This is a genomic window from Burkholderia sp. HI4860 (genome assembly GCF_002223045.2).
Classification (GTDB): domain Bacteria; phylum Pseudomonadota; class Gammaproteobacteria; order Burkholderiales; family Burkholderiaceae; genus Burkholderia.
Genome location: NZ_NKFO02000003.1, coordinates 3,657,299 through 3,676,609, shown reverse-complemented (window position 1 = coordinate 3,676,609; position 19,311 = coordinate 3,657,299). Strand labels below are relative to the sequence as shown.

At 66.6% G+C, this 19,311-nt stretch carries 24 protein-coding genes and 1 pseudogene; 12 read left to right on the top strand and 13 right to left on the bottom strand.

Features of this window, described 5'->3' with window-relative positions:
- Window positions 1-16: 16 nt before the first annotated feature.
- Window positions 17-1,150: an AAA family ATPase gene (locus CFB34_RS32520; protein WP_089440126.1), complete on the top strand. Its 1,134-nt coding sequence runs from the start codon at window positions 17-19 to the stop codon at window positions 1,148-1,150.
- A gap of 151 nt (window positions 1,151-1,301) precedes the next feature.
- Here CFB34_RS32520 and CFB34_RS32515 read toward each other — a convergent pair whose 3' ends face one another.
- On the bottom strand, window positions 1,302-2,009 hold the full coding sequence (locus tag CFB34_RS32515) for a 5-formyltetrahydrofolate cyclo-ligase (protein WP_242808719.1): 708 nt from the start codon (window positions 2,007-2,009) through the stop codon (window positions 1,302-1,304).
- 156 nt (window positions 2,010-2,165) lie between these two features.
- Here CFB34_RS32515 and CFB34_RS32510 point away from each other — a divergent pair, with 156 nt between their 5' ends.
- From CFB34_RS32510 to CFB34_RS32485, 7 genes are all read left to right on the top strand, one after another.
- On the top strand, window positions 2,166-3,092 hold the full coding sequence (locus CFB34_RS32510; RefSeq protein WP_089440128.1) for a LysR family transcriptional regulator: 927 nt from the start codon (window positions 2,166-2,168) through the stop codon (window positions 3,090-3,092).
- Between the two features lie 117 nt (window positions 3,093-3,209).
- Window positions 3,210-3,374 carry a hypothetical protein gene (locus tag CFB34_RS32505; protein WP_179243635.1) on the top strand — a complete coding sequence of 55 codons (165 nt, stop codon included), beginning with the start codon at window positions 3,210-3,212 and terminating at the stop codon, window positions 3,372-3,374.
- A complete protein-coding gene (locus tag CFB34_RS32500; protein WP_089440129.1) occupies window positions 3,371-4,627 on the top strand; it encodes an MFS transporter in 1,257 nt (418 codons plus the stop codon). The genes CFB34_RS32505 and CFB34_RS32500 overlap by 4 nt, the downstream gene beginning before the upstream one ends.
- Before the next feature lie 265 nt (window positions 4,628-4,892).
- The gene (locus CFB34_RS32495) at window positions 4,893-5,993 is read left to right on the top strand and encodes a nitronate monooxygenase (protein ID WP_089440130.1); all 1,101 of its coding nucleotides are present in this window, start codon (window positions 4,893-4,895) and stop codon (window positions 5,991-5,993) included.
- 199 nt (window positions 5,994-6,192) lie between these two features.
- Complete coding sequence (locus tag CFB34_RS32490) at window positions 6,193-6,564, top strand: GFA family protein (RefSeq protein ID WP_089440131.1); 372 nt, start codon at window positions 6,193-6,195, stop codon at window positions 6,562-6,564.
- Window positions 6,561-6,689 (top strand): hypothetical protein, encoded by a 129-nt coding sequence (locus CFB34_RS39120; RefSeq protein WP_256979858.1) that lies wholly within the window; start codon window positions 6,561-6,563, stop codon window positions 6,687-6,689. The genes CFB34_RS32490 and CFB34_RS39120 overlap by 4 nt, the downstream gene beginning before the upstream one ends.
- Before the next feature lie 102 nt (window positions 6,690-6,791).
- Entirely contained in the window at window positions 6,792-7,247 is a 456-nt protein-coding gene (locus CFB34_RS32485; protein WP_089440132.1) for a MarR family transcriptional regulator, read from the top strand.
- 47 nt (window positions 7,248-7,294) lie between these two features.
- Here CFB34_RS32485 and CFB34_RS32480 read toward each other — a convergent pair whose 3' ends face one another.
- From CFB34_RS32480 to CFB34_RS32470, 3 genes are all read right to left on the bottom strand, one after another.
- Entirely contained in the window at window positions 7,295-8,011 is a 717-nt protein-coding gene (locus CFB34_RS32480) for a GNAT family N-acetyltransferase (RefSeq protein ID WP_089440133.1), read from the bottom strand.
- Between the two features lie 74 nt (window positions 8,012-8,085).
- Entirely contained in the window at window positions 8,086-9,471 is a 1,386-nt protein-coding gene (locus tag CFB34_RS32475; protein WP_089440134.1) for an ATP-binding protein, read from the bottom strand.
- Window positions 9,468-10,133 (bottom strand): response regulator transcription factor, encoded by a 666-nt coding sequence (locus CFB34_RS32470; protein WP_089440135.1) that lies wholly within the window; start codon window positions 10,131-10,133, stop codon window positions 9,468-9,470. Before CFB34_RS32470 ends, CFB34_RS32475 begins: the two co-directional genes overlap by 4 nt.
- A 293-nt stretch (window positions 10,134-10,426) precedes the next feature.
- Between CFB34_RS32470 and CFB34_RS32465 the strand changes: the two genes are divergently transcribed.
- Together CFB34_RS32465 and CFB34_RS32460 are read left to right on the top strand one after the other, a co-directional pair.
- A complete protein-coding gene (locus tag CFB34_RS32465; protein ID WP_089440402.1) occupies window positions 10,427-10,954 on the top strand; it encodes a VTT domain-containing protein in 528 nt (175 codons plus the stop codon).
- A 43-nt stretch (window positions 10,955-10,997) separates the two neighbouring features.
- Window positions 10,998-11,714 carry an rRNA adenine N-6-methyltransferase family protein gene (locus CFB34_RS32460; protein ID WP_089440136.1) on the top strand — a complete coding sequence of 239 codons (717 nt, stop codon included), beginning with the start codon at window positions 10,998-11,000 and terminating at the stop codon, window positions 11,712-11,714.
- A gap of 260 nt (window positions 11,715-11,974) precedes the next feature.
- Here the strand turns inward: CFB34_RS32460 and CFB34_RS32455 are convergent, their stop codons facing one another.
- The 5 genes from CFB34_RS32455 to CFB34_RS32435 all read right to left on the bottom strand — a co-directional run bounded on the left by CFB34_RS32455 (window position 11,975) and on the right by CFB34_RS32435 (window position 14,296).
- Window positions 11,975-12,304 carry a DUF4148 domain-containing protein gene (locus tag CFB34_RS32455; protein ID WP_089440137.1) on the bottom strand — a complete coding sequence of 110 codons (330 nt, stop codon included), beginning with the start codon at window positions 12,302-12,304 and terminating at the stop codon, window positions 11,975-11,977.
- A gap of 54 nt (window positions 12,305-12,358) precedes the next feature.
- The gene (locus CFB34_RS32450; RefSeq protein ID WP_089440403.1) at window positions 12,359-12,685 is read right to left on the bottom strand and encodes a DUF4148 domain-containing protein; all 327 of its coding nucleotides are present in this window, start codon (window positions 12,683-12,685) and stop codon (window positions 12,359-12,361) included.
- A gap of 64 nt (window positions 12,686-12,749) precedes the next feature.
- Complete coding sequence (locus tag CFB34_RS32445) at window positions 12,750-13,076, bottom strand: DUF4148 domain-containing protein (RefSeq protein WP_089440404.1); 327 nt, start codon at window positions 13,074-13,076, stop codon at window positions 12,750-12,752.
- A 71-nt stretch (window positions 13,077-13,147) separates the two neighbouring features.
- A complete protein-coding gene (locus CFB34_RS32440) occupies window positions 13,148-13,567 on the bottom strand; it encodes an organic hydroperoxide resistance protein (RefSeq protein ID WP_089440138.1) in 420 nt (139 codons plus the stop codon).
- 264 nt (window positions 13,568-13,831) lie between these two features.
- Window positions 13,832-14,296 (bottom strand): RidA family protein, encoded by a 465-nt coding sequence (locus CFB34_RS32435; RefSeq protein WP_089440139.1) that lies wholly within the window; start codon window positions 14,294-14,296, stop codon window positions 13,832-13,834.
- A gap of 213 nt (window positions 14,297-14,509) precedes the next feature.
- Between CFB34_RS32435 and CFB34_RS32430 the strand changes: the two genes are divergently transcribed.
- Window positions 14,510-15,475, top strand: a complete 966-nt coding sequence (locus CFB34_RS32430; protein ID WP_089440140.1) for a LysR family transcriptional regulator — start codon at window positions 14,510-14,512, stop codon at window positions 15,473-15,475.
- A 31-nt stretch (window positions 15,476-15,506) separates the two neighbouring features.
- On the opposite strand, the gene CFB34_RS32425 is transcribed toward CFB34_RS32430, so the two are convergent.
- Window positions 15,507-16,214 (bottom strand): SDR family oxidoreductase, encoded by a 708-nt coding sequence (locus tag CFB34_RS32425; RefSeq protein ID WP_089440141.1) that lies wholly within the window; start codon window positions 16,212-16,214, stop codon window positions 15,507-15,509.
- Between the two features lie 183 nt (window positions 16,215-16,397).
- Here CFB34_RS32425 and CFB34_RS32420 point away from each other — a divergent pair, with 183 nt between their 5' ends.
- On the top strand, window positions 16,398-16,676 hold the full coding sequence (locus CFB34_RS32420) for a hypothetical protein (RefSeq protein ID WP_143329444.1): 279 nt from the start codon (window positions 16,398-16,400) through the stop codon (window positions 16,674-16,676).
- Window positions 16,677-16,784: 108 nt separating this feature from the next.
- Here CFB34_RS32420 and CFB34_RS32415 read toward each other — a convergent pair whose 3' ends face one another.
- The 3 genes and pseudogenes from CFB34_RS32415 to CFB34_RS32405 all read right to left on the bottom strand — a co-directional run bounded on the left by CFB34_RS32415 (window position 16,785) and on the right by CFB34_RS32405 (window position 19,253).
- Window positions 16,785-17,114, bottom strand: coding sequence for a hypothetical protein (locus CFB34_RS32415; protein ID WP_179243608.1), 330 nt, complete (start codon window positions 17,112-17,114; stop codon window positions 16,785-16,787).
- 35 nt (window positions 17,115-17,149) lie between these two features.
- Window positions 17,150-17,620 (bottom strand): annotated as a pseudogene (locus CFB34_RS32410) (helix-turn-helix domain-containing protein); the annotation flags it as partial.
- Window positions 17,621-17,837: 217 nt separating this feature from the next.
- The gene (locus CFB34_RS32405) at window positions 17,838-19,253 is read right to left on the bottom strand and encodes an ISNCY family transposase (protein WP_143329446.1); all 1,416 of its coding nucleotides are present in this window, start codon (window positions 19,251-19,253) and stop codon (window positions 17,838-17,840) included.
- Window positions 19,254-19,311 lie beyond the last annotated feature (58 nt).

Below are 19,311 nucleotides of genomic sequence, written 5' to 3'. Positions count from 1 at the left end.
GAGAGGAGTCTTGATCATGAAGTACGAACACCTTCAGGCACTCGTGCCTGCGCCCGGCCGGCAGCCGGACTATCACGCGTGTCTCGCGGCATTTCCCGCGCTCGAACACGCGAAAACGACCCCGCAGGAGCCCGCGCACCACGGCGAAGGCGACGTGTGGACGCATACGATGATGGTGATCGATGCGCTGCTCGCGCTGCCCGAGTACCAGGCCGCGTCGCGTGGCGACCAGGAGATCGTGTTCCTGGCCGCGCTGCTGCACGACATCGCGAAGCATGGCACGACGGTCGTCGATCCCGTTACCGGTGCGATCGGCCACCCCGGCCACTCGCGCAAGGGCGCGATCGATGCGCGGATCGCACTGTGGGATGCCGGCGTGCCGTTCGCAGTGCGCGAGGCAATCTGCCGGATGATCGCCGTGCACCAGGTGCCGTTCTTCGCGATGAGCGGGGCGCGCCGCGGCACACCGGAGTTCATCGCGCGCGAGCTGTCGTGGCAGGTCAGCCTGCCGCTGCTGTGCCTGCTTGCCGAAGCCGATATCCGCGGGCGCATCTGCGACGACACGCCGCGCGTGCTCGACAACATCGAACTGTTGCGCGAACTGGCGCGGGAAGAGGGTTGCTACGGCCAGCCGCGTGCATTCGCCGATGCGCACACGGCGCTCAGCTACTTTCGCGGCGCGGACGTGCATCCCGACTATCCGCTGTTTCGCACACCGGGCGCGCAGGTCGTCGTGATGTCGGGCCTGCCCGCGTCGGGCAAGAACACGTGGGTGGCGCGGCATCATCCGGATCTGCCGGTCGTGTCGTTCGACGATGCGCGCGATGCATTGGGGCTGCGTCATGGGCAGAACGAGGGCGCGGTCGCACACCATGCGGTCGACGCCGCGAAGGTGCTGTTGCGCGCGCAACAACCGTTCGTGTGGAATGCGACGAACCTGTCGCCGCTGATGCGCAAGAAAACCCTCGACCTGCTGTTTGCGTATCACGCCGACGTGACGCTCGTCTACCTCGAACAGCCGCGCGCGGAACTGTTGCGCCGCAACGCGCGGCGTGACACCTCGCTGACGAACCGCGCGCTCGAGGCGATGCTGCTGCGTTGGGATGTGCCGCTGCCCACCGAAGCGCATGCGGTGCGCTATGAAGTCTGATGCGGCGACGTCACGACACGAGCCGGTACGCCGTAATTCACCGCGGCGTACCGGCTCGTTTCATTTCAGCGACGCATTCTGCTGCGTCGCGCAAGCTCGCAGCCGATCCGGAACAGGTGTCCGGCAGGTGATTTCATCGTGAATTCCGGCCTCAACTCGCCACGATGATGAATGTGGTGAGCGCGATCGGGAACAGCGCGAGGCCGAGCAGACCCAACGCGCCATCGGCTGCCATCGCGATCGGCGACAACGCCAGCTTGGCGCCGCGGCCGACAGCCGTCAGCTTGTCCGTCACCGTGACCTCGTACGGCCGATTGAACGCCTGCGGGACCGACGAAGGCGTGACGTCGTTCGGCAGATAGCGCTTGCCGCTGATCGCGCCTTTCGACGTCAGGTCGCCACGTTCCTGCTTGAAACCATCCGCGAGCGCGCGCTCGCGCACGTCGGAGCCAGTCGGCGCATCCGAGTCGTCCAGCCTCATCGTGTATCGACCGGTGATCTCGTCGCCGTGCGCCTCGAAACCGTTGAACGCCGTGTGGATCTTGGGGCGATAGGGCGCGTTGAGCACCGTTGCAAGGCTCGGCGGCATCTCGAAGATGTAGTGATATTTCTTGCCGAGCACGACGAGCTGCTTGCCGTCCGCGGTGATCAGGAACGTCGACAAGGTTTCGTCGTATTCCGAATCCTTCATCCACGCCTTGGTGACGGGACCGAAATTGGAGCAGCCGACAAGCATGCCCGACGCTGCCACGGCAGGCAGCGCGAGAAATGTTCTTCTTTTCATGTGTGCTGTTGGATGTTGTTGGTTATTCTGCGGAACCGCTTGAATGTCGGACGCTGCGTTCGATGAACGCGGCACCCTGACGGCCGATCATGCGGTTTCTTCGCCTGCGCATTGTAGGGCCAAAACGGCAAGCGCAGTATCCCCCGGCAAAGCGCGTCACCCGCGTGCGGTAGACTGAACGCTCGCTTGCCCACCGCCCACTCCACGACCGCGCGCACTCGCTGACACGCCATGGATCGAATCGATGCGATGAAGGTGTTCGTCGCCACGCTGGACGAGGGCAGCCTCGCGGGCGCGGGCCGGAAGCTCGGCCGCTCGCCGGCGGCGGTCAGCCGCGCGATCGCGTTCCTGGAAGCACACACGGGCACCGCGCTGCTGTACCGCACGACGCGCACGATCCGGCTCAGCGAGGCCGGCGAACGCTACGCGGCCGCGTGCCGCCGCATCCTGTCCGATCTCGAGGAAGCCGACATGCTGGTCGCCGACGAACGTTCGGCGCCGCGCGGCCTGTTGACGGTCACCGCACCCGTCGCCGCGGGTGAGGACGTATTGCGCGCGCTCCTCGACGAATTCATCGAACGCCATCCGGCCGTGTCGATCCGGCTGCAGTTGCTCGACCGTCCCGTCAGCCTGATCGACGAAGGAATGGACGTCGCGCTGCGGATCGCGCACCTGTCCGATTCGACGCTGGTCGCGATTCCGGTCGGCGCGGTGCGGCGGGTCGTCGTGGCGTCGCCCGACTACTTGGCGAAGCATCCGGCAATCGAGACGCCAGCCGATCTCGCGCAGCACCGGATCATCTCGATGACGCATTTCGGCCTCGACTCGTGGAGCTTCCCGCCGTCCACGCCGTCGGCGCTGCCGCAGGTCGTCCAGTTCGCGCCGCGCTTCATCATCAACACGATCCGCGGCGCGGTGGCGTCGGCCGTCGCGGGGCACGGCGTCACGCGGCTCTTTTCGTATCACGTCGCCGAACCGGTGCGGGACGGCACGCTGCGGATCGTGCTAAGCGACAGCGAGCACGCGCCGCTGCCCATCCATCTCGTCACACCTTACGGACGCCTTGCGGTGCCGAAGGTGCGCGCATTCGTCGATTTCGCGGCGCCGCGCCTGCGTGAGCACTTCGCGCGGCTGGCGGCCATTACCGACGGCGATTGAACCGGGATGCGGAAGAATGGCTTTCGTGAGACGAGGATTCTCCCGATAACCAGCTCAATCTAGACTTCCTTCAACCAACGGTCGCGCATGGCGCCCGTTCAGCGAATGGAGGTCGACATGCATCAAGCGCTTCCCGTCCAGCCTCGCGCCCGCGCGTTCGGACTGACCCACCGCGTGCTCACCGGCATCGGCAGGGCCCGTTTCGCATTCGCGCCGTTGCCGGCCATCTTCGTCACGCAGGGGCTTCCCGCCCAGCTGGCCTCGACGGGGAGCGCGCAATGAGCACGATCTCGCATGCCCCCGCCACGGCACGGGCCGAGCGACCCGCCGCCAGCTACGCCGAACGCAACACGCGCTACTGGCGACGCAATCTCGCCGTCTGCGTGTTCGGCTCGTTCACGACGCTCGTCAGCCTGAGCATGCTGCTGCCGTTCCTGCCGCTGTACGTCCGGCAACTCGGCGTCGATGCGCAATCGGCCGTGATCCAGTGGTCGGGCATCGCGTTCGGCGCGACGTTTCTCGGCACGGCCGTCACCGCGCCGCTGTGGGGCCGCCTCGCGGATCGATTCGGGCGCAAGCCGATGCTCGTGCGTGCCGCGATCGGCATGGCGATCGTGATGTCGTTGATCGGCGTCGCGCACAACGTCGTCGAACTCGTCGCGCTGCGGCTGCTCGCGGGGCTCGTCGGCGGCTACGCGTCGGCGTCGACCGTGATGGTCGGCACGCAGGCGCCGCGCGAGCGCGCGGGCTGGGCGCTCGGCATCCTGTCGACCGGTGCGCTCGCGGGCAACCTGGTCGGGCCGCTCGTCGGCGGGTTGCTGCCGGGCTGGCTCGGCATTCGCGGCACGTTCTTCGCCGGTGGCGCGATGATCGCCGTCGCCGCGCTGCTGACGATCTTCGTCGTAAAGGAAGACTTCCATGCCGGCACCGATGCCGGCACGCGCACGTCGAGCGCCGCGGCCGGCACGCCGCACCGCACGAATCGTGCAGCGGTCGCCGCGCTGCTGGTGACGGCGATGATGGTGCTGCTCGCGAACATGTCGATCGAACCGATCATCACCGTCTATATCGGCAGCCTCGGCGTGGGCGGCGACCACCTTGCGCGTGTCGCCGGCGTCGTGATGGCGTGTTCGGCGCTCGGCAGCATGCTGACCGCAGCACGGCTCGGCGCGCTGGCCGACCGTGTCGGCAGCTGGAACGTGATCATCGGTTGCCTGTTGCTGACCGCGCTCGCGATGGTGCCGCAGGCGTTCGTCACGCACTGGTGGCAGCTTGCCGCGCTGCGCGGGCTGATGGGCATGTCGCTCGCGGGGTTGCTGCCGTCGATCGGCAAGCTCGTGCGGCAATCGGTCGACGAGCGCGCGACCGGGCAGATGCTCGGCTACCTGCAGTCCGCGCAGTTCAGCGGGCAGGTGGTCGGCCCGGTGATCGGCGGGCAGATCGGCGTCGCGCTCGGGCTGCATTCGGTGTTCTTCGTGACGGGCGCGCTGCTGGCGGCCTGCGCGGGGCTCGCGCACTGGGCGCGCGGCCGATAGTAGCGGCTGGGCGGCGGAGCGCGGGCTGGCGTAGGATGAGCGCAGTGACCGGTGTCGCGCCGGGAAGCGGCGACGACATGCACCATCGCCGGCATTGCAGACACCGCCGCACCGCACGTGCGACCCATCGTATTCGACATCACGCTCACGTGACCGGCCGCGCGCCACGCACGACGAACGCGCATCGATCCGAACCCGACACACGCGTGTCGGCCCGCATCCGGCCGACGCATTTCGATGACGAATCCTGCAGGAGGCAAGCGACATGAATCAATCGACCGACAACCGGACGCTGCTGCGCACGCTGGGCATGCGCGCCCCGATCGTCCAGGCGCCGATGGCCGGCGTCAGCACGCCGGCGCTGGCGGCCGCCGTGTCGAATGCCGGCGGGCTCGGCTCGCTCGGCGTGGGCGCGACGAACGCCGACGGCGCCCGCAAGATGATCCGCGACACGCGCGCGCTCACCGACCGGCCGTTCAACATCAACGTGTTCTGCCACCAGCCGGCGCACGCCGACGCGGCCGTCGAACGCGCGTGGCTCGAATGGCTCGCGCCGGCGTTCCGCGAATACGGTGCAACGCCGCCCGCCTCGCTGTCCGAGATCTATACGAGCTTCGTCGCCGACGATGCGATGCAGGCGCTGCTCGTCGAAGAGAAGCCGGCCGTCGTCAGCTTCCATTTCGGGCTGCCGTCCGCGGACGTGATCGCCGCGCTGAAGCGCGCGGGCGTCACGCTGTTCGCGTCCGCGACGCATCTCGACGAGGCGCGCCAGATCGCCGCTGCCGGCATCGACGCGATCGTCGCGCAGGGGATCGAAGCGGGCGGGCACCGCGGCGTGTTCGATTCGACCGCGCATGACGATCGCCTCGGCACGATCGCGCTCACGCGCCTGATCGTGCGCGAATGCGCGCTGCCGGTGATCGCCGCCGGCGGCATCATGGACGGCGAGGGCATCGCCGCCGCGCTCGCGCTCGGCGCGCAGGCCGCCCAGCTCGGCACCGCGTTCGTCGCATGCCCGGAGACGTCGATCGACGACGGCTATCGCCGCGCGATGCTGGGCGACGCGGCCCGCCGCACGACGTTCACGGCCGCGATCTCGGGCCGGATCGCACGCGGCCTCGCGAACCGGCTCACCGCGCTCGGCGACGACCCGCACGCGCCGGCCACCCCCGCCTACCCGATCGCGTACGACGCCGGCAAGGCGCTGCACGCGGCCGCGAAGGCAAAGGGGGAATTCGGCTACGGCGCGCAGTGGGCCGGGCAGGCGGCGCCGCTCGCGCGGTCGCTGCCGGCGGCCGAGCTGTTCGCCGCGCTCGAACGTGAAACGCGGGCGGCGATCGAGCGGCTGCAGCACGTGCTGGAATGATTTGATCGCAAGAATCGCGGGCGGCGAGCCGCCGGCCTATAGCGGCGATCGTGAACGCACCCCGATCGCCGAATCGATACGTCGCCGCCCGCGGCTAATTTGCAATGTTCTGTATCAGCACGAACCCCGGATACATCGCGATACAAAGCACGCTCGAGCGTCCGTTATAAAGCAGGCATGACCTCTTCAGGAGTGCACCATGTCTGCAACCTGGTTCAAAGGGTCCTGCCATTGCGGGACCGTCAAATTCGAAGTCCGAACCGCCATTACGCCGGCGACGCGCTGCAACTGCAGCATGTGCCGCCGGCGCGGCGCATTGATGAGCCCGATGTTCGCGGCCAGCGAACTGAAGATCGTCGAAGGCGAGGGCGCGCTGACGTGCTACCAGTTCAACACACGCACGGCCCGTCACTATTTCTGCAGCCATTGCGGCATCTATCCGTTCCATCAAACGCGCATGAACCCCGCCTGCTGGCGCGTCAATCTCGGCTGCCTCGATGGCGTCGACCCGTATGCGCTCGATGCAACGGTCGCCAACGGCGCGAGCCTCTCGGTCGTGGAGGACGCATGAAACGCTGGCTGATGATCCTGCTGTTTGCCGCGGGCGGGCTCGCGACCGAAATCGCGCATCCGGTGCAATGTTCGATGCTGTCGGTCAGCCGGACACAGACCGGCAAGCGCCGCAGGGCGGGCTGACCGCGCGCCGGTTCATCGCGAGCGATTATCATGCTTCCGATAAGATCGCACGCGATATATAATGCGTCTATCTGCGGCCGTTCGTGCCGCTGGAGGACGTTCATGAAACCGACCGAAGCCCCATCCGCCGCCGCGCCAAAGCTGTCCGAGTTCCTGTGCTTTGCGATCTACTCGACGAACCTTGCGTTCGGCAAGGCCTACAAGCCGATTCTCGAGGAGCTCGGCCTCACGTATACGCAATACATCACGATCATTGCGCTGTGGGAGCAGGGCAACCAGACGGTCGGCCAGCTCGGCGAGAAGCTGTTCCTCGAATCCAATACGCTGACGCCGATCCTGAAGAAGCTCGAGGCGATGGGCTACCTGGAACGGCACCGCGATCCGTCGGACGAGCGCCAGGTGCTGGTCAGCTTGACGAAGACCGGCCGCCGCGTGAGAGAGAAGGGGCTCGACATGAATCTGGTCGAAGCCACCGGGTTGAAGCCGGACGAATTCGCGAAGATGCAGAAGGCGATCGTCACGCTGCGCGGCAACCTGATCCGGTCGACCGACGAATAAATACCCGGACAACAGCGGCCGGCACGTGCATCGTGCCGGCCGCGTCGTCATGCGTGCTCGTCGCCCAGCACCAGGAGGTTCATCTCGCGGCGTACGACGAAACCCAATGCGAGATAGCGCTCGATCGCCACCTGGTTCGACGTGAGGACGTGCAGGAAAGGCGTATCCGCGCGCGCATCGATCTCCGCGATCAACGCACGCATCAGACGCGCCGCCAGCCCTTGCCCCCGGAACGCGGCATCCACGCACACGGCGCTGATCTCCGTATACCCGTCGACCTGCATCCGCTCGCCGGCCATCGCGGCCAGCCTGCCTTCGCTGCGGATGCCGATGTAATGGCCGAGCTCGACCGTGCGCGGGCCGAACGGGCCGGGCTGGGCGGCCGTGGTCAGCGCGAGCATGTCCGGCACGTCGGCTTCGGCGAGCGTGACGTAACCCGATTGAGGCGCCGGGTCGAGCGTCCGTTGCCAGACCATCTGCAACAGGTTCGCGCGCCGGATCACCGACAATCCCGCCGGCGGTTCGATCTCGTCCGGCGTGACCAGTGCCGCCGGCCCGTGGGCGGCGATCAGTGCGCGCAACGCGTCGAACGACGCCGCGCTCGTGTCCTCCATCGCGGCAAACGGCGCGATGGCTACCGGAAACCGCCATGCTCGGTCATGACCGAGCGCCAAGCGGCGCTGCCTGCCCGTCAGCGCATTCCACACCACACGGTCGAGCGGGTGCGCACTGCCTGGCGGGTTTCCGGTCGTTGCATCGGACATGAAACGCTCCTTGATTGAAGGTGTCGGTGGCACAGCATAGACCGGGATCGGACGGGCAGGGCGCGGCGCGCCAACTACCGCTGCCAGCGCTGCGGATCCATCCATATCGGGAACGACAGGATCACCGCCAGCCCGTCCCCGCCGATCCCGGTCGTTACTTCGACCGAACCGCCGTGAGACTCGGCGATTCGCGCGACGAGCGACAGGCCGATGCCGCTGCCCGGCTGCACCGTCCCCGGTACCCGGTAAAAGCGTTCGAAGATCCGCTCGCGCTCATCGGCCGGCACACCGGGCCCGTCGTCCGCGATCCGCAGCCTGACCCGTGCGCCGTCTGCATCGGCAGGGACGTCGCACGCAATCTCGACCCGCCCGCCGTCACGGCCGTATCGCAGCGCGTTGTCGATCAGGTTGCGCACCGCAATGGCGATCTCGTCGAGGTCGCCCCAGACACGCACCGGTTCGACCGCGATCCGCATCGTCTGTCGGCGCGCATGCGCGGCCGCGTCGAAGTCGCTCGCGATCAGTGCAACGAGCCGCGACAGGTCGACCGGCGCGTGCTGGTCGGCCCGTGACCCGGCATCCAGCCGCGCCAGTTCGAGCAATTGCCCGGATAGCCGCGCGCTGCGCTCGACGCCCGTTGCGAGCCGGCGCAGTGCTTCGTTCTTGTCCGCCAGGCTGTCCGCCTGCAACGCCACTTCCGCCTGGGCCGACAACGCAGCGAGCGGCGTGCGCAACTCGTGCGCCGCATCGCCGATGAAACGGCGCTCGGTATCGACGGCCTGACTCAGCCGCGCGAGCAGACGATTGAACGATTCGACGAGCGGCCGCAGCTCACGCGGCAGCGTGACCAGCGGCAACGGCGAGAAATCGAAGGCCGCCTTGCGCTGGATCGCCTGCTGGACGTCGCGCACCGGCCCGAACGACCAGCGGATCACCCACCAGATCACGACGCCCAGCATCCCGAGCATCACCGCCATGTTGAACAGGCCGAGTTGCAGCGCATTGTTCGCCTTCTCCTGCCAGGTCGTGGCCGGGCCGCCCGTCTGAACGTGAATCCGGCCTGCCGGATCCGACAGCGAGTACACGCGCCAGGTCTCGTCGTGCGCGACGCCACGCCCGGTGCTCACCCCGTATCCGTCCCGCAGGTCGGCCTTGAGGGCCGGCCCCGGCGCGTCCACGCTGTGCATCACGTTCCGGCCATCGACCCAGACCTGGAACGCGACGTCGTAGTTGCCATACGCCGTGTTCGGTACGACCGCCTGGGCGTTCGCCGCGGGCAGGCGATCGATCGTATCCGGCAATGCCAGGAGCAGCAGTTGCGCGGCGCTCTCGAGCATGCCGTCGCGCCAGCCGCGCTGCTCACGCCACAGGCCGATGCCGAGAAACGCCCCCCAGCTCGCCCAGAACACGACGACCGCCGCCATCACGGTCGCGAGCAGGCGCACGCGTAGCGACTTCATGCCGGGCTCTCCCCGACGCGATAACCGAAGCCGTGCACCGTCACGATCAGCTCGTCGCCGAGCTTGCGCCGCAGTTGATGGATGTACACCGCGATCGTGTTGCTTTCGATATCGCTGTCGTTGCCGTACACGCGCGCTTCGAGCTGCGTGCGCGTGACGACGCGGCCTTGCCGCTCCATCAGCGCCAGCAGCGTGCGGTACTCGTGGATGCTGAGCGCAACGGGTTCGCCGGCGCGCGTGACTTCCTTGCGCGCCGGATCGACGTGCACGTCGCGGTAGACCAGGCGTTCCGACACGCGGCCCTGGCTGCGGCGCGTCAGCGCGCGCAGCCGCGCGTAGAGTTCGTCGAGCTGGAACGGCTTCACGAGATAGTCGTCGGCGCCTGCGTCGAGGCCGCGGATCCGGTCGCTCAGCTGATCGCGCGCGGTCACGATCAATACCGGCGTCGGGTCGTAGTTCGCGCGCATCGCGGCGAGCAGCGTGAAGCCGGACGCGCCCGGCAGTTGCAGGTCGAGCAGCACCGCGTCGTAGTCGTGGCCGACGAGCGCGAGCCGCGCCGCCGGCACGTCGGCCGACCAGTCCGCGCGCCAGCCGTTCTGCCTGAGGCCCGCGCACACGGCGTCGGCCAGCATGACATCGTCTTCCACCAGCAGGATATGCATCGGTTTCGCTCCTCGATTGTCGAGGTCGCCAGCCTGACCGACCGCGATTAAAAACTTCTTAAAGCCCGGGGGCCACGATGCGTGCCATTCGCCACATTGCCGGTGCAATGCATCTGGCGTTTCCTCGAGAGGCTCGCGATGACCGTGTCACGTCCTTCAATTCCGTTGCTGCAATGCAATGCGGCACGACGCTCCACCTTCGCGCCGCGTCGGTGCGGGCCATTCTGGCACGGAAGGCCGCGTGCGTTGTGCGCGTGGTGGGCGTTGCGCGCCGGTCGCGCGGGAGCGATGCGATGAACCAGCTCGCCACGCTCGTCCCGTTCGGCCTCGCGTTCAGCGTGGCCGGCGCCAACAGCATTGCCTGCCTCGTCGGCCTGTCGCTGATCGAGCGGCTGATCCCCGTGCTGCCGTCCCACGCGCTCCTCACGATGATCGGCGTCGCCAGCGCGCAAGGCGTATGGACATTGCCGGAAGCGATCGTCGTCACGGCACTTGGAAGCTTCGCCGGCTGCCTGTTGCATTACGCGCTCGGCAACCTGTGGCCGGAAGACAGCGTGCTGACCCTGCTGCGCCGCATCGCGCCGCTGGGCAGGCTGCAGCCCGCAAGAATCGACGCGCTGATCGACGGCATCCGCGCGCGGCCCACGCGGCTCGCACTCTGGTCGCAACTGGTGCCGTTCGTCCGGCTCGTCGCCCCCGCGCTCGCCGGCTTGCTGGAGACGAGTTTCGCGCGGTTCGCGTCGGGTGCCGCGGCCGGCATCGCGCTCTGGAACACGCTGTTCATCACGGCCGGCTACCTGGCTGCACGAGCTGCCACCTAGCCCGACATGTCGTTGACCGATCGATCCTGTCTGGAGCCTGTCGATGCGAATCCCCGAATGGTTGCTGTTCCTGCGTACCTGGTTGCGCCATCCACGCCGCGTCGGCGCGCTTGCGCCATCCGGCCCGGCACTCGCTGCACTGATCACCGCCGATATCCCGCGCGACGGCGCCACCGTGATCGAACTCGGCGCGGGCACCGGCGTGTTCACGCGGGCACTGCTCGCACGCGGCGTCACGAGTGACCGGCTGGTGCTGGTGGAAGCCGATCCCGCTTTCGCGAGCACACTGCGGCATCAGTTTCCCGCGCTGCGGGTCATGCAGATGGATGCGGCGCAACTCGGCATGACGGGCGACTTCTTCGGCGGGGCGCGTGCGGATGCGATCGTGAGCGGGTTGCCGCTCGTCGCGATGCCGGTCGAACGGGCCGTCGCGATCGTTCGCTGCGCGTTTGCGCGCCACCTCGCCGCCGATGGCGCGTTCTACCAGTTCACGTATGTGCCGCGCTGCCCGATCCCGGCGTGCGACCTGGAGGCCATGCGCATTCGCGCCGTCCGGGTGGGTGTCGCGTGGATGAACTTCCCGCCCGCCATCGTGTATCGCTTCGAGCGCCGAATCGATGCGGCCGGCCATCAGAGGCCCGTTGCGCGGCCGTTGCGCGATACGGTTGTGGAAGCCGCTATTTTGCGCGGCTTCGATGCCATGCCATCGCTCGATTCGAGCGGCATGCGACCCTCGATGGAGGGGAGCGCGTCATCGTGAACGCGCTCGGGTACGGCTTGTTGTCCGGCCTGCCACGGCTGATGTTGCTGCTTCGACGATCACGGGCCGCGAGCGCCGGCCGCCGCATCGACACGGCGCACCGTCGAATCCCGGGCCGACACGAGTACGTGGTGCGTGCCGACCTGCAACGCTGTTTTTCGCCGACGACCGGCGAGGCGCGCGCCGCGCTCGCGCGCTCCCGTTTCTCACCCCCCGTACCGAACTGCCCGGATCGGCGCGACGATTCCAACGCGCCATGCTCAATGGCCGAAGTAGATCGACCGCTCGGCCATGCGAACCGCGCTGCGGCTGCCCGACTGCGTCGCACTGCCGGCGTCGCTGCCGTAACCCGATGCCTGCGACTCGGCCGCGATTGCATCGGTGTCGTGGACCCGGCGCAGCGCAGCCTGAAGATTGTCCGGATAGTTCGGGTCGTTGGGCCGGTTCGGCAGGTAGCCGGCCTTCTGCAGCGCGGCCAGTTCCGCACGCACTTGCGCGCGCGTCACGGTGCCGTCACCGGCAAACGCCGGCGCGGCAACGGCAGCCGAAACGGCAGCGAGAACGGCAGCGATCAGTTGGGTCTTCATCATTCACCTCGACAAGAAAATGGGAATTCAGCGGTTGCGCACCGTGCGCGGTTTCGTTCAATGGCCGAAGTAGATCGAACGCTCGGCGATTCGCGTCGTGGCCCGGCGGCCCGACCGCGTCGCGGCGGCGGCGTCGCTGCCGTAACCGGACGTCGCTGCGTCGGCCACTGCGGCGTCGTTCGCGTGAATGCGCGTCAGCGCGGCCTGCAGATCGTCCGGGTAGTGCGGATCGTTCGCGCGGCCCGGACGATAGCCGGCCTGTTCGAGCTGGACGAGTTCGGCACGCACCTGCGCGCGGGACACGGCGGTTGCATCGGCGAACGCCGGTGCGGCAGCGGATGCGGAAACGGCCACGAGAAGGGCGGCAATCAATTGGGTTTTCATCATTGACCTCGACAGAAGAGAAATAGAAGGGATTCAGGGTTCGCGTATCGACGATGCGTCGCGCTCAATGACCGAAATACACCGAGCGGTCGGCCACGCTGAGCGCATGCCGGCGGCCCGATTGCGTTACCGCCTCGCCGTTGCTGCCGTAGCCGGACGCCTGCTCGTTGCGGGCGACCGCATCGACGACATGGATCTGCGTGAGTGCAGCCTGGAGATCATTCGGATAGGTGGCGTCGGTCGCGCGATTCAGCGGGTAGCCGGCCTGTTGCAACTGCGCGAGCTCGGCACGCACCTGCGCACGCGTCACGGTCGATTCGCTGGAGAACGCCGGTGCGGCCACCGTGGCCGAAACAGCGACGAGAAGGGCGGCGATCAGTCGGGTATTCATCATTCACCTCAAAAGGAAAGAAAGGAAATCGGGCATTCGGCAAGGCGGCGCCAGGCCGCCTGATGCATCGTTCAAGCGATACGGATGTCGACGTCGATGTTGCCGCGCGTCGCCTTCGAATACGGGCAGGTCTGGTGCGCCGCATCGACGATGCGCTGCGCGACGTCGCGATCGAGCCCCGGCACGCTCACGTTCAGCCGGGCCTGCAGGAAGTACGCATTGCCGGCGGTGCCGAGATCCACTTCGGCGTCGACCGCGAGATCGGCCGGCAGCGTCACCTTCGCGGCACGCGCCGCAAGCTGCATCGCGCCGATGAAGCAGGCCGACCAGCCGGCCGCGAACAGTTGTTCCGGGTTGGTGCCGGTGCCGGCGCTGCCCGGGGACGACAACTGGATGTCGAGGCGGCCGTCGGAACTGCGCGCCGAGCCGTCGCGGCCGCCCGAAGTCGTATGCGTCTTGCCCGTGTACAGCACTTTTTCGATCTTGCTCATCATTTGCTCCGTCAGTTGGGTGGTTTGTTTCAGATGCGATTCGATCGCATGCGATGGAGTTTCGTCGAGGCGATCCGCTCAGTCAAGCGTATTCGATTAAATCGCATGCGATATTTTGTATTTCAATGTATCTGGAACGTGTACAGCCTTACGGGATAAGGCATTCCGACGGTCGATCCCCGATATTCGACGCGCGACGCCTCCGGGCAGGGCAGGTGAAAACGCTCCGGGAATGGCGGGCCGCCCCGCAGGGCGGCCGATCGGTCAGGCCGGGTCGATCTCGGCGATCACGACGAGAATCACGGCCGCGTTGGCCGGCAACTGGCGCTGGGAGAACGCCGAGCGCGCGTGGCCCGACTTTTCGCCCAGCACGGCGGCGAACAGGTCCGACGCGCCGTCGATCACGGCCGGCTGCCCGAAAAAGCCGTCGGCCGAACTCACATGCCCCTCGACGCGCACGATCTTGCGCAGGCGCTCGAACCCGCCCAGGTGCCGGCGAATCTGCGCGAGCACGTTCAGCGCCGCGAGCCGGGCGGCATGCTTGCCTTCGTCGACGTTCAACTGCTCGCCGACGCGGCCGGTATACGCGACCTTGCCGTCGACGAGCGGCAATTGTCCGGACACGAACAACAGGCTGCCGGCTTCGCTGGCGGCCGTATAGCTGCCGAGCGGGTTCGGCGGCTCGGGTAACGGGAGGCCGAGGTCGGCCAGTTTCTGTTCGACGGTCATGTCGGGCTCCTTGCGGGAAAAGGGTTCGGGCGATCGGTGCTGCCTGTGAGTCACTGTAGTCAGGCGGCCGAAACCGGTAAATGTCAGCGGCGCAATTGATTCACGACGCGGTGTAACGAATCTCGCCATGCACGCCCGCTGGTTTCCCGGGCGGGATTCATGCACACTCGGCTCCATCGCGCGCCACGCGCCGGAGACGGCAGGAATCGCCCCATGCAACGACAATTCGACGATCTGCTGCTCGGCAGCATCGAGCTATTCTGTCTCGCCGCCGAACTCGGCAGCTTCACGCTCGCGGCCAACGCGGCGAGCGTCACGCCGGCCGCGGTCAGCCGCTCGGTCGCGCGGCTCGAGGCGCGCCTCGGCGTGCGGCTGTTCGTGCGCACGACTCGCCAGATCCGCCTGACCGATTCCGGCCGCCGCTATTTCGAGCAATGTCGCGACGCGCTGTCGCAACTCGTCGACGCGGAGCGCGAGGCGACCGGCCAGCAGGCGACGCCCGCCGGCGTGCTGCGGATCAGCATGCCGACACCGTACGGGCACTATCGCGTGCTGCCGCTGCTGCCGGCGTTTCGCGAGCGGTATCCGGACGTGCGCGTCGACACCCACCTGAGCAACCGCAACATCGACTTCGCCGAGGAAGGCTACGATCTCGCGATCCGCGGCAGCGCGCCGGCCGATTCGAACCTGATCGCACGCAAGCTGGAGGATGCCGAACTCGTGATCGTCGCGACGCCCGGCTACCTGAAGCGCGCCGGCATGCCGGCCGCCGTCGACGACCTGCATGCGCACGAATGCATCCAGTTCGAGCTGCCGAGCAGCGGGCGAGCGATTCCGTGGCTGTTCAACGATGGCTCGGAAGGGATCGACGTCGCGACGACCGGCAGCTACGGTACGTCGGGCGACTATCTTGCCGGTGTGACGCTCGCGCGCAGCGGTGCGGGCCTGTTCCAGACCTATCGCTTCATCGTCGAGCAGGATCTGCGGGCCGGCACGCTCGTGGAAGTGCTGCCCGGCCTCGGCGGCCGGTCGCGGCCGTTCATGCTGCTGTATCCGCATGCGCGCTTTTTGTCGTCGCGCGTGCGCGTGTTCGTCGACTTTCTCGTCGAGCATCTGGCGCGCGCGCCGGCCACGCAGCCGGCCGGGACACGCGCCAAACGAGCCGGCGCATCGCGCTAGGCGCGCCGGCTCGTGGTATCGACGCCGCGTCTCAATGCCCGGCGCTCTGGCCGCCGTCCACATGCAGGATCTCGCCCGTGACGAACGGCGCCGAATCCAGGTACAGGATCGCGTCGACGATGTCGCTCATTTCGCCCATACGGCCGACCGGATGCAGCGACGCGAGCGTCGCGTGCGTCTCGGGCGCGTGCATCGGCGACTTGATGATCCCGGGCGACACCGCGTTCACGCGAATGCCGGCCTTCGCATACTCGATCGCGAGCGACTTCGTCGCCGCATTCAATCCGCCTTTCGTCAGCGACGCGAGCACCGACGGCACGTTGCTGTTCGCATGATCGACCAGGCTCGTGGTGATGCTGACCACGTGGCCGCCGCCGTGTTTCTGCATCGCGGCGATCGCATGCTGCGTGACGTGGAAGAGGCCGCTCAGGTTGACGTTCGTGATCTGCGCGTAGTCGTCCGCGGTGTATTGCGTGAACGGCTTCGCGATGAAGATGCCCGCGTTGTTGACGAGCGTGTCGACGCGGCCGAAGCGTTCGATCGCGGCGTCGACCACGCGCCGTGCGACGGCCGCGTCGCCGATGTCGCCCGCGACGGTGACGAGATCGGGCTCGTTCGACGGCCCGATCGAACGTGACGTTGCGACGACGCGATGGCCGCGGGCCCGGAATGCGTCGACCGTTGCCGCGCCGATGCCTTGCGATGCGCCGGTGACGATGATGACTTTGGATGCGCTCATGATTTGCCTCGATAGGTGAAGGGTTCTCGGCGTCGGTGCCGACCGGATCCGTGAATCCGATGGGCGAACTTTAGGCGCGCCGGTTGCGATCTCGAATACCCACCGTGGAGCAACAGTCTTGCGTCGGGGGAACAAATGCGGGGTGGGGTGGCGGGTTGCGAGTCAGGCTCGTGGGCGCGTGGCGTGGACGGCCTGACGCCGGGCATCGGCACTGTGTTGCCCGACTGCAAGCGTTCAGCCTATTCACCGAGAGGCCGGCCCGAATGCCCGCCACATTCGCGGCTGAACTGCGATACGCCGCCGCTGCGCCTGCTGCTCGCCCGATCGGCGCTCGACGTCGCCCTCGATGCGCTCAAACGTGGCGCGATCTCACCGAAAGAAACGATTTTCCTGCGGCTTGACGGGTCTATTCGTCTGTCACAAAACACGCAGTTGGATAATCTTTCACGTCTATCCGGATAACTTTTCTTATCACAATAGCGTGATTCCATTTCAAAACTGACCAGTCGGCAAACGCGTCAGTGTCGGTAGCCGAGCATGCCGCGGTCAGCATCGCCCGCGGCAAAGTCGTCACGACGCGCCTCCCGTGCAGACCCTGCGGTCGCGCTTGCGCTGCGCGCGTTGCTGCACGTCGACATACATCGCCTTGACCGCATTCGCCGTGAAGAACGCCATGTGCTCGTCAAAACGTCCCGGATGGACGATCGAGAACGGGGCGGGCGGTCGTTTGCCGAGCGTCGCCTCGTAAAGCGGGCCGATCGGATCGTTCATGTGCGAGCTGCGGAAGTTGTGCGCGGTCTGGGCTGCGTTTTTGGCGCCCGAAATCGAGGCAGTCGGCGTGTTGTCTTCAGGACTGACGCCGATCTGCATCTTGACGAACCGAATGTGCTCGTCGCGCAATGTCCGCACGTGCTGGTACACGTCGACCGTCTGGCGAACCATCGATGGTCGCTGCCATCGATCTGGATCAGTTCACCCAGGCACGCCCGGCGCGCTCGCGGCTGGTAGACCTTCGGCGGGCGTTGTTTGCGCGGGATCCACAAGCCGGAAGCCATCATCAGCGTACGAACCGTTTCGACAGCCAGGTCAATGCCATGACATTCGCGGAGCTTCTCGCTGGCCAATGTCGGCCCAAAATCCACGTAACGCTCACGGATCAACGCCAACGCCCGTTGCGCCTTGCCCGCGGGCAATTGATGGTTGCTCGGGCGCCCACGCTTGCCTGACACCAATCCTGCGACGCCGGCCGCTCGATAGCGCAGCACGAGGCGTTCGACCTGCCGCACGCTCAGTTCCAGCCGTTCGGCGGCTTGGCCCGGCTTAAGTCGACAATCGGCTACCGCCTCAATGACCTTCAGTCGATCGACTTCGCGCATCGTCATGGTGATCGTCCCAGTTGCGTTCATCGCCGGCGCTCCTTGAGGGGGGCTGGCGGTCAACCTACACGCCAAAACACGACATTTTTATTTAGCGGAAACGCGACATCTGAACTTGGGACCTACACCCATGTCATACCCGGATTCAGATGTCGTAGCGCCAGCTAAATACAGATGTCGCATGTTTCATCGGCTTTCCATCCTTCAGTGTTGAAGTGCCGAGCCTGAGGCGGCAGGGCGCTGACGCTCACCCGCGGGCCTTGGCAGACCGCCGCTCAGTTTCTGCTTTTGACGCAACTTCCAGAATCGCGGCTTCCATGTCAGTCACCGTGAACCGGCGAGGTTTCTTCGTGCCGGGTTGCGCTTCATTTGCCCGCACCGGCAGCCCCCGATGCGTTCGCGACGGCGCAGTGCCGATCCGCCGGCTGTCGCGCTGCGCCTGAAACGCTTGTGCCACCTGCAACGCATGGCTCAGGCGCTTGTGATCCACGATCGCGCCTTGATCCACCTCGGCCAGCCGATCGTAGGATTGTGCCGACAGTAGCTGGCCAGCCGCCCGAAGCTCGATGCGTCCGTCCGGGTACTCCCACACCTCGATGTCACGATGTATCCACGCCCGATTCCCCGGCGTATCGTCCAGCAGATAGAGCACCCGGTCGTACTGCACCGTCAGCGCCTTCGTGACCCGGCGTGTCTCGCGCCAGGTCAGCAGCAGATCCAGATCCTCGTCGGACCGCAGCGGTCGATGCGCATCAAAGCCGCTCTTCGGTGGCTTCGCGAAGCGCTCGTTATACATGGCCATGAAGGAGGGCGCGTAAGCGTTCGCGTCGGCGACCGTGCTGATGCCGCGCAGTCTCAACTCCTTGACGAGCCGATCCTGCAGCGTCAAGTGCGCTCGCTCGACACGTCCCTTGGCCGAGCTGCTGTTCGCGCAGAACGTGTCAATGTTCAGCTCGTACATCGCCCGACCGAAGTGCGTCACGCTTTGGCCTGTCTTGCTGGCGCTCGTATTGCGGAACACGCTGTACTTGTCGCTGTAAAACGCCACCGGCTTGCCATGGCGCTCCAGATACGCTCGCGTGGCCTCGAAGTAGCTGAACGTCGACTCGGTCTGCGTGAAGTGCAGCATCATCAGCCGGCTCGTCGCGTCGTCCACGTACACCAGCAGCGTGCAGGCCGGCGCCCGTTCCTCGAACCACCGATGATCGCAACCATCGATCTGGATCAGTTCACCCAGACACGCCCGGCGCGCTCGCGGCTGATAAACCTTCGGCGGACGCTGCCGACGTGGAATCCACAAGCCAGCGTCCGTCATCAGCTTCCTGACCGTCTCCTTGGCCAGCCGAATGCCATGGCATTCCCACAGCTTCTCGCAGGCCAACGTCGGCCCGAAATCGGCGTAACGCTCTCGAATAGTGGTCAAGGCGCGTAACGCTAGTCCTTCGTCGAGCTTGCGGTTGCCTGGCCGGCCACGACGGCCCGAAGCGACGCCGCTAGGTCCATGCTCTCGATATCGGATGACCAGCCTTTCCACCTGTCGCACGCTCAGTCCCAGCCGTTCGGCCGCACGTCCGGGCTTCAGGCCCGTGTCCACCACGGCCTGGATTACCTTGAGTCGATCAAGCTCTCGCATCGTCAGTGTCACCAATCCGGCTGGCTGCATGGTCGGCTCCGCGCTCGCTCAACGAGCCGTCCAGCATGCCAGCAGTCAAAAACACGAC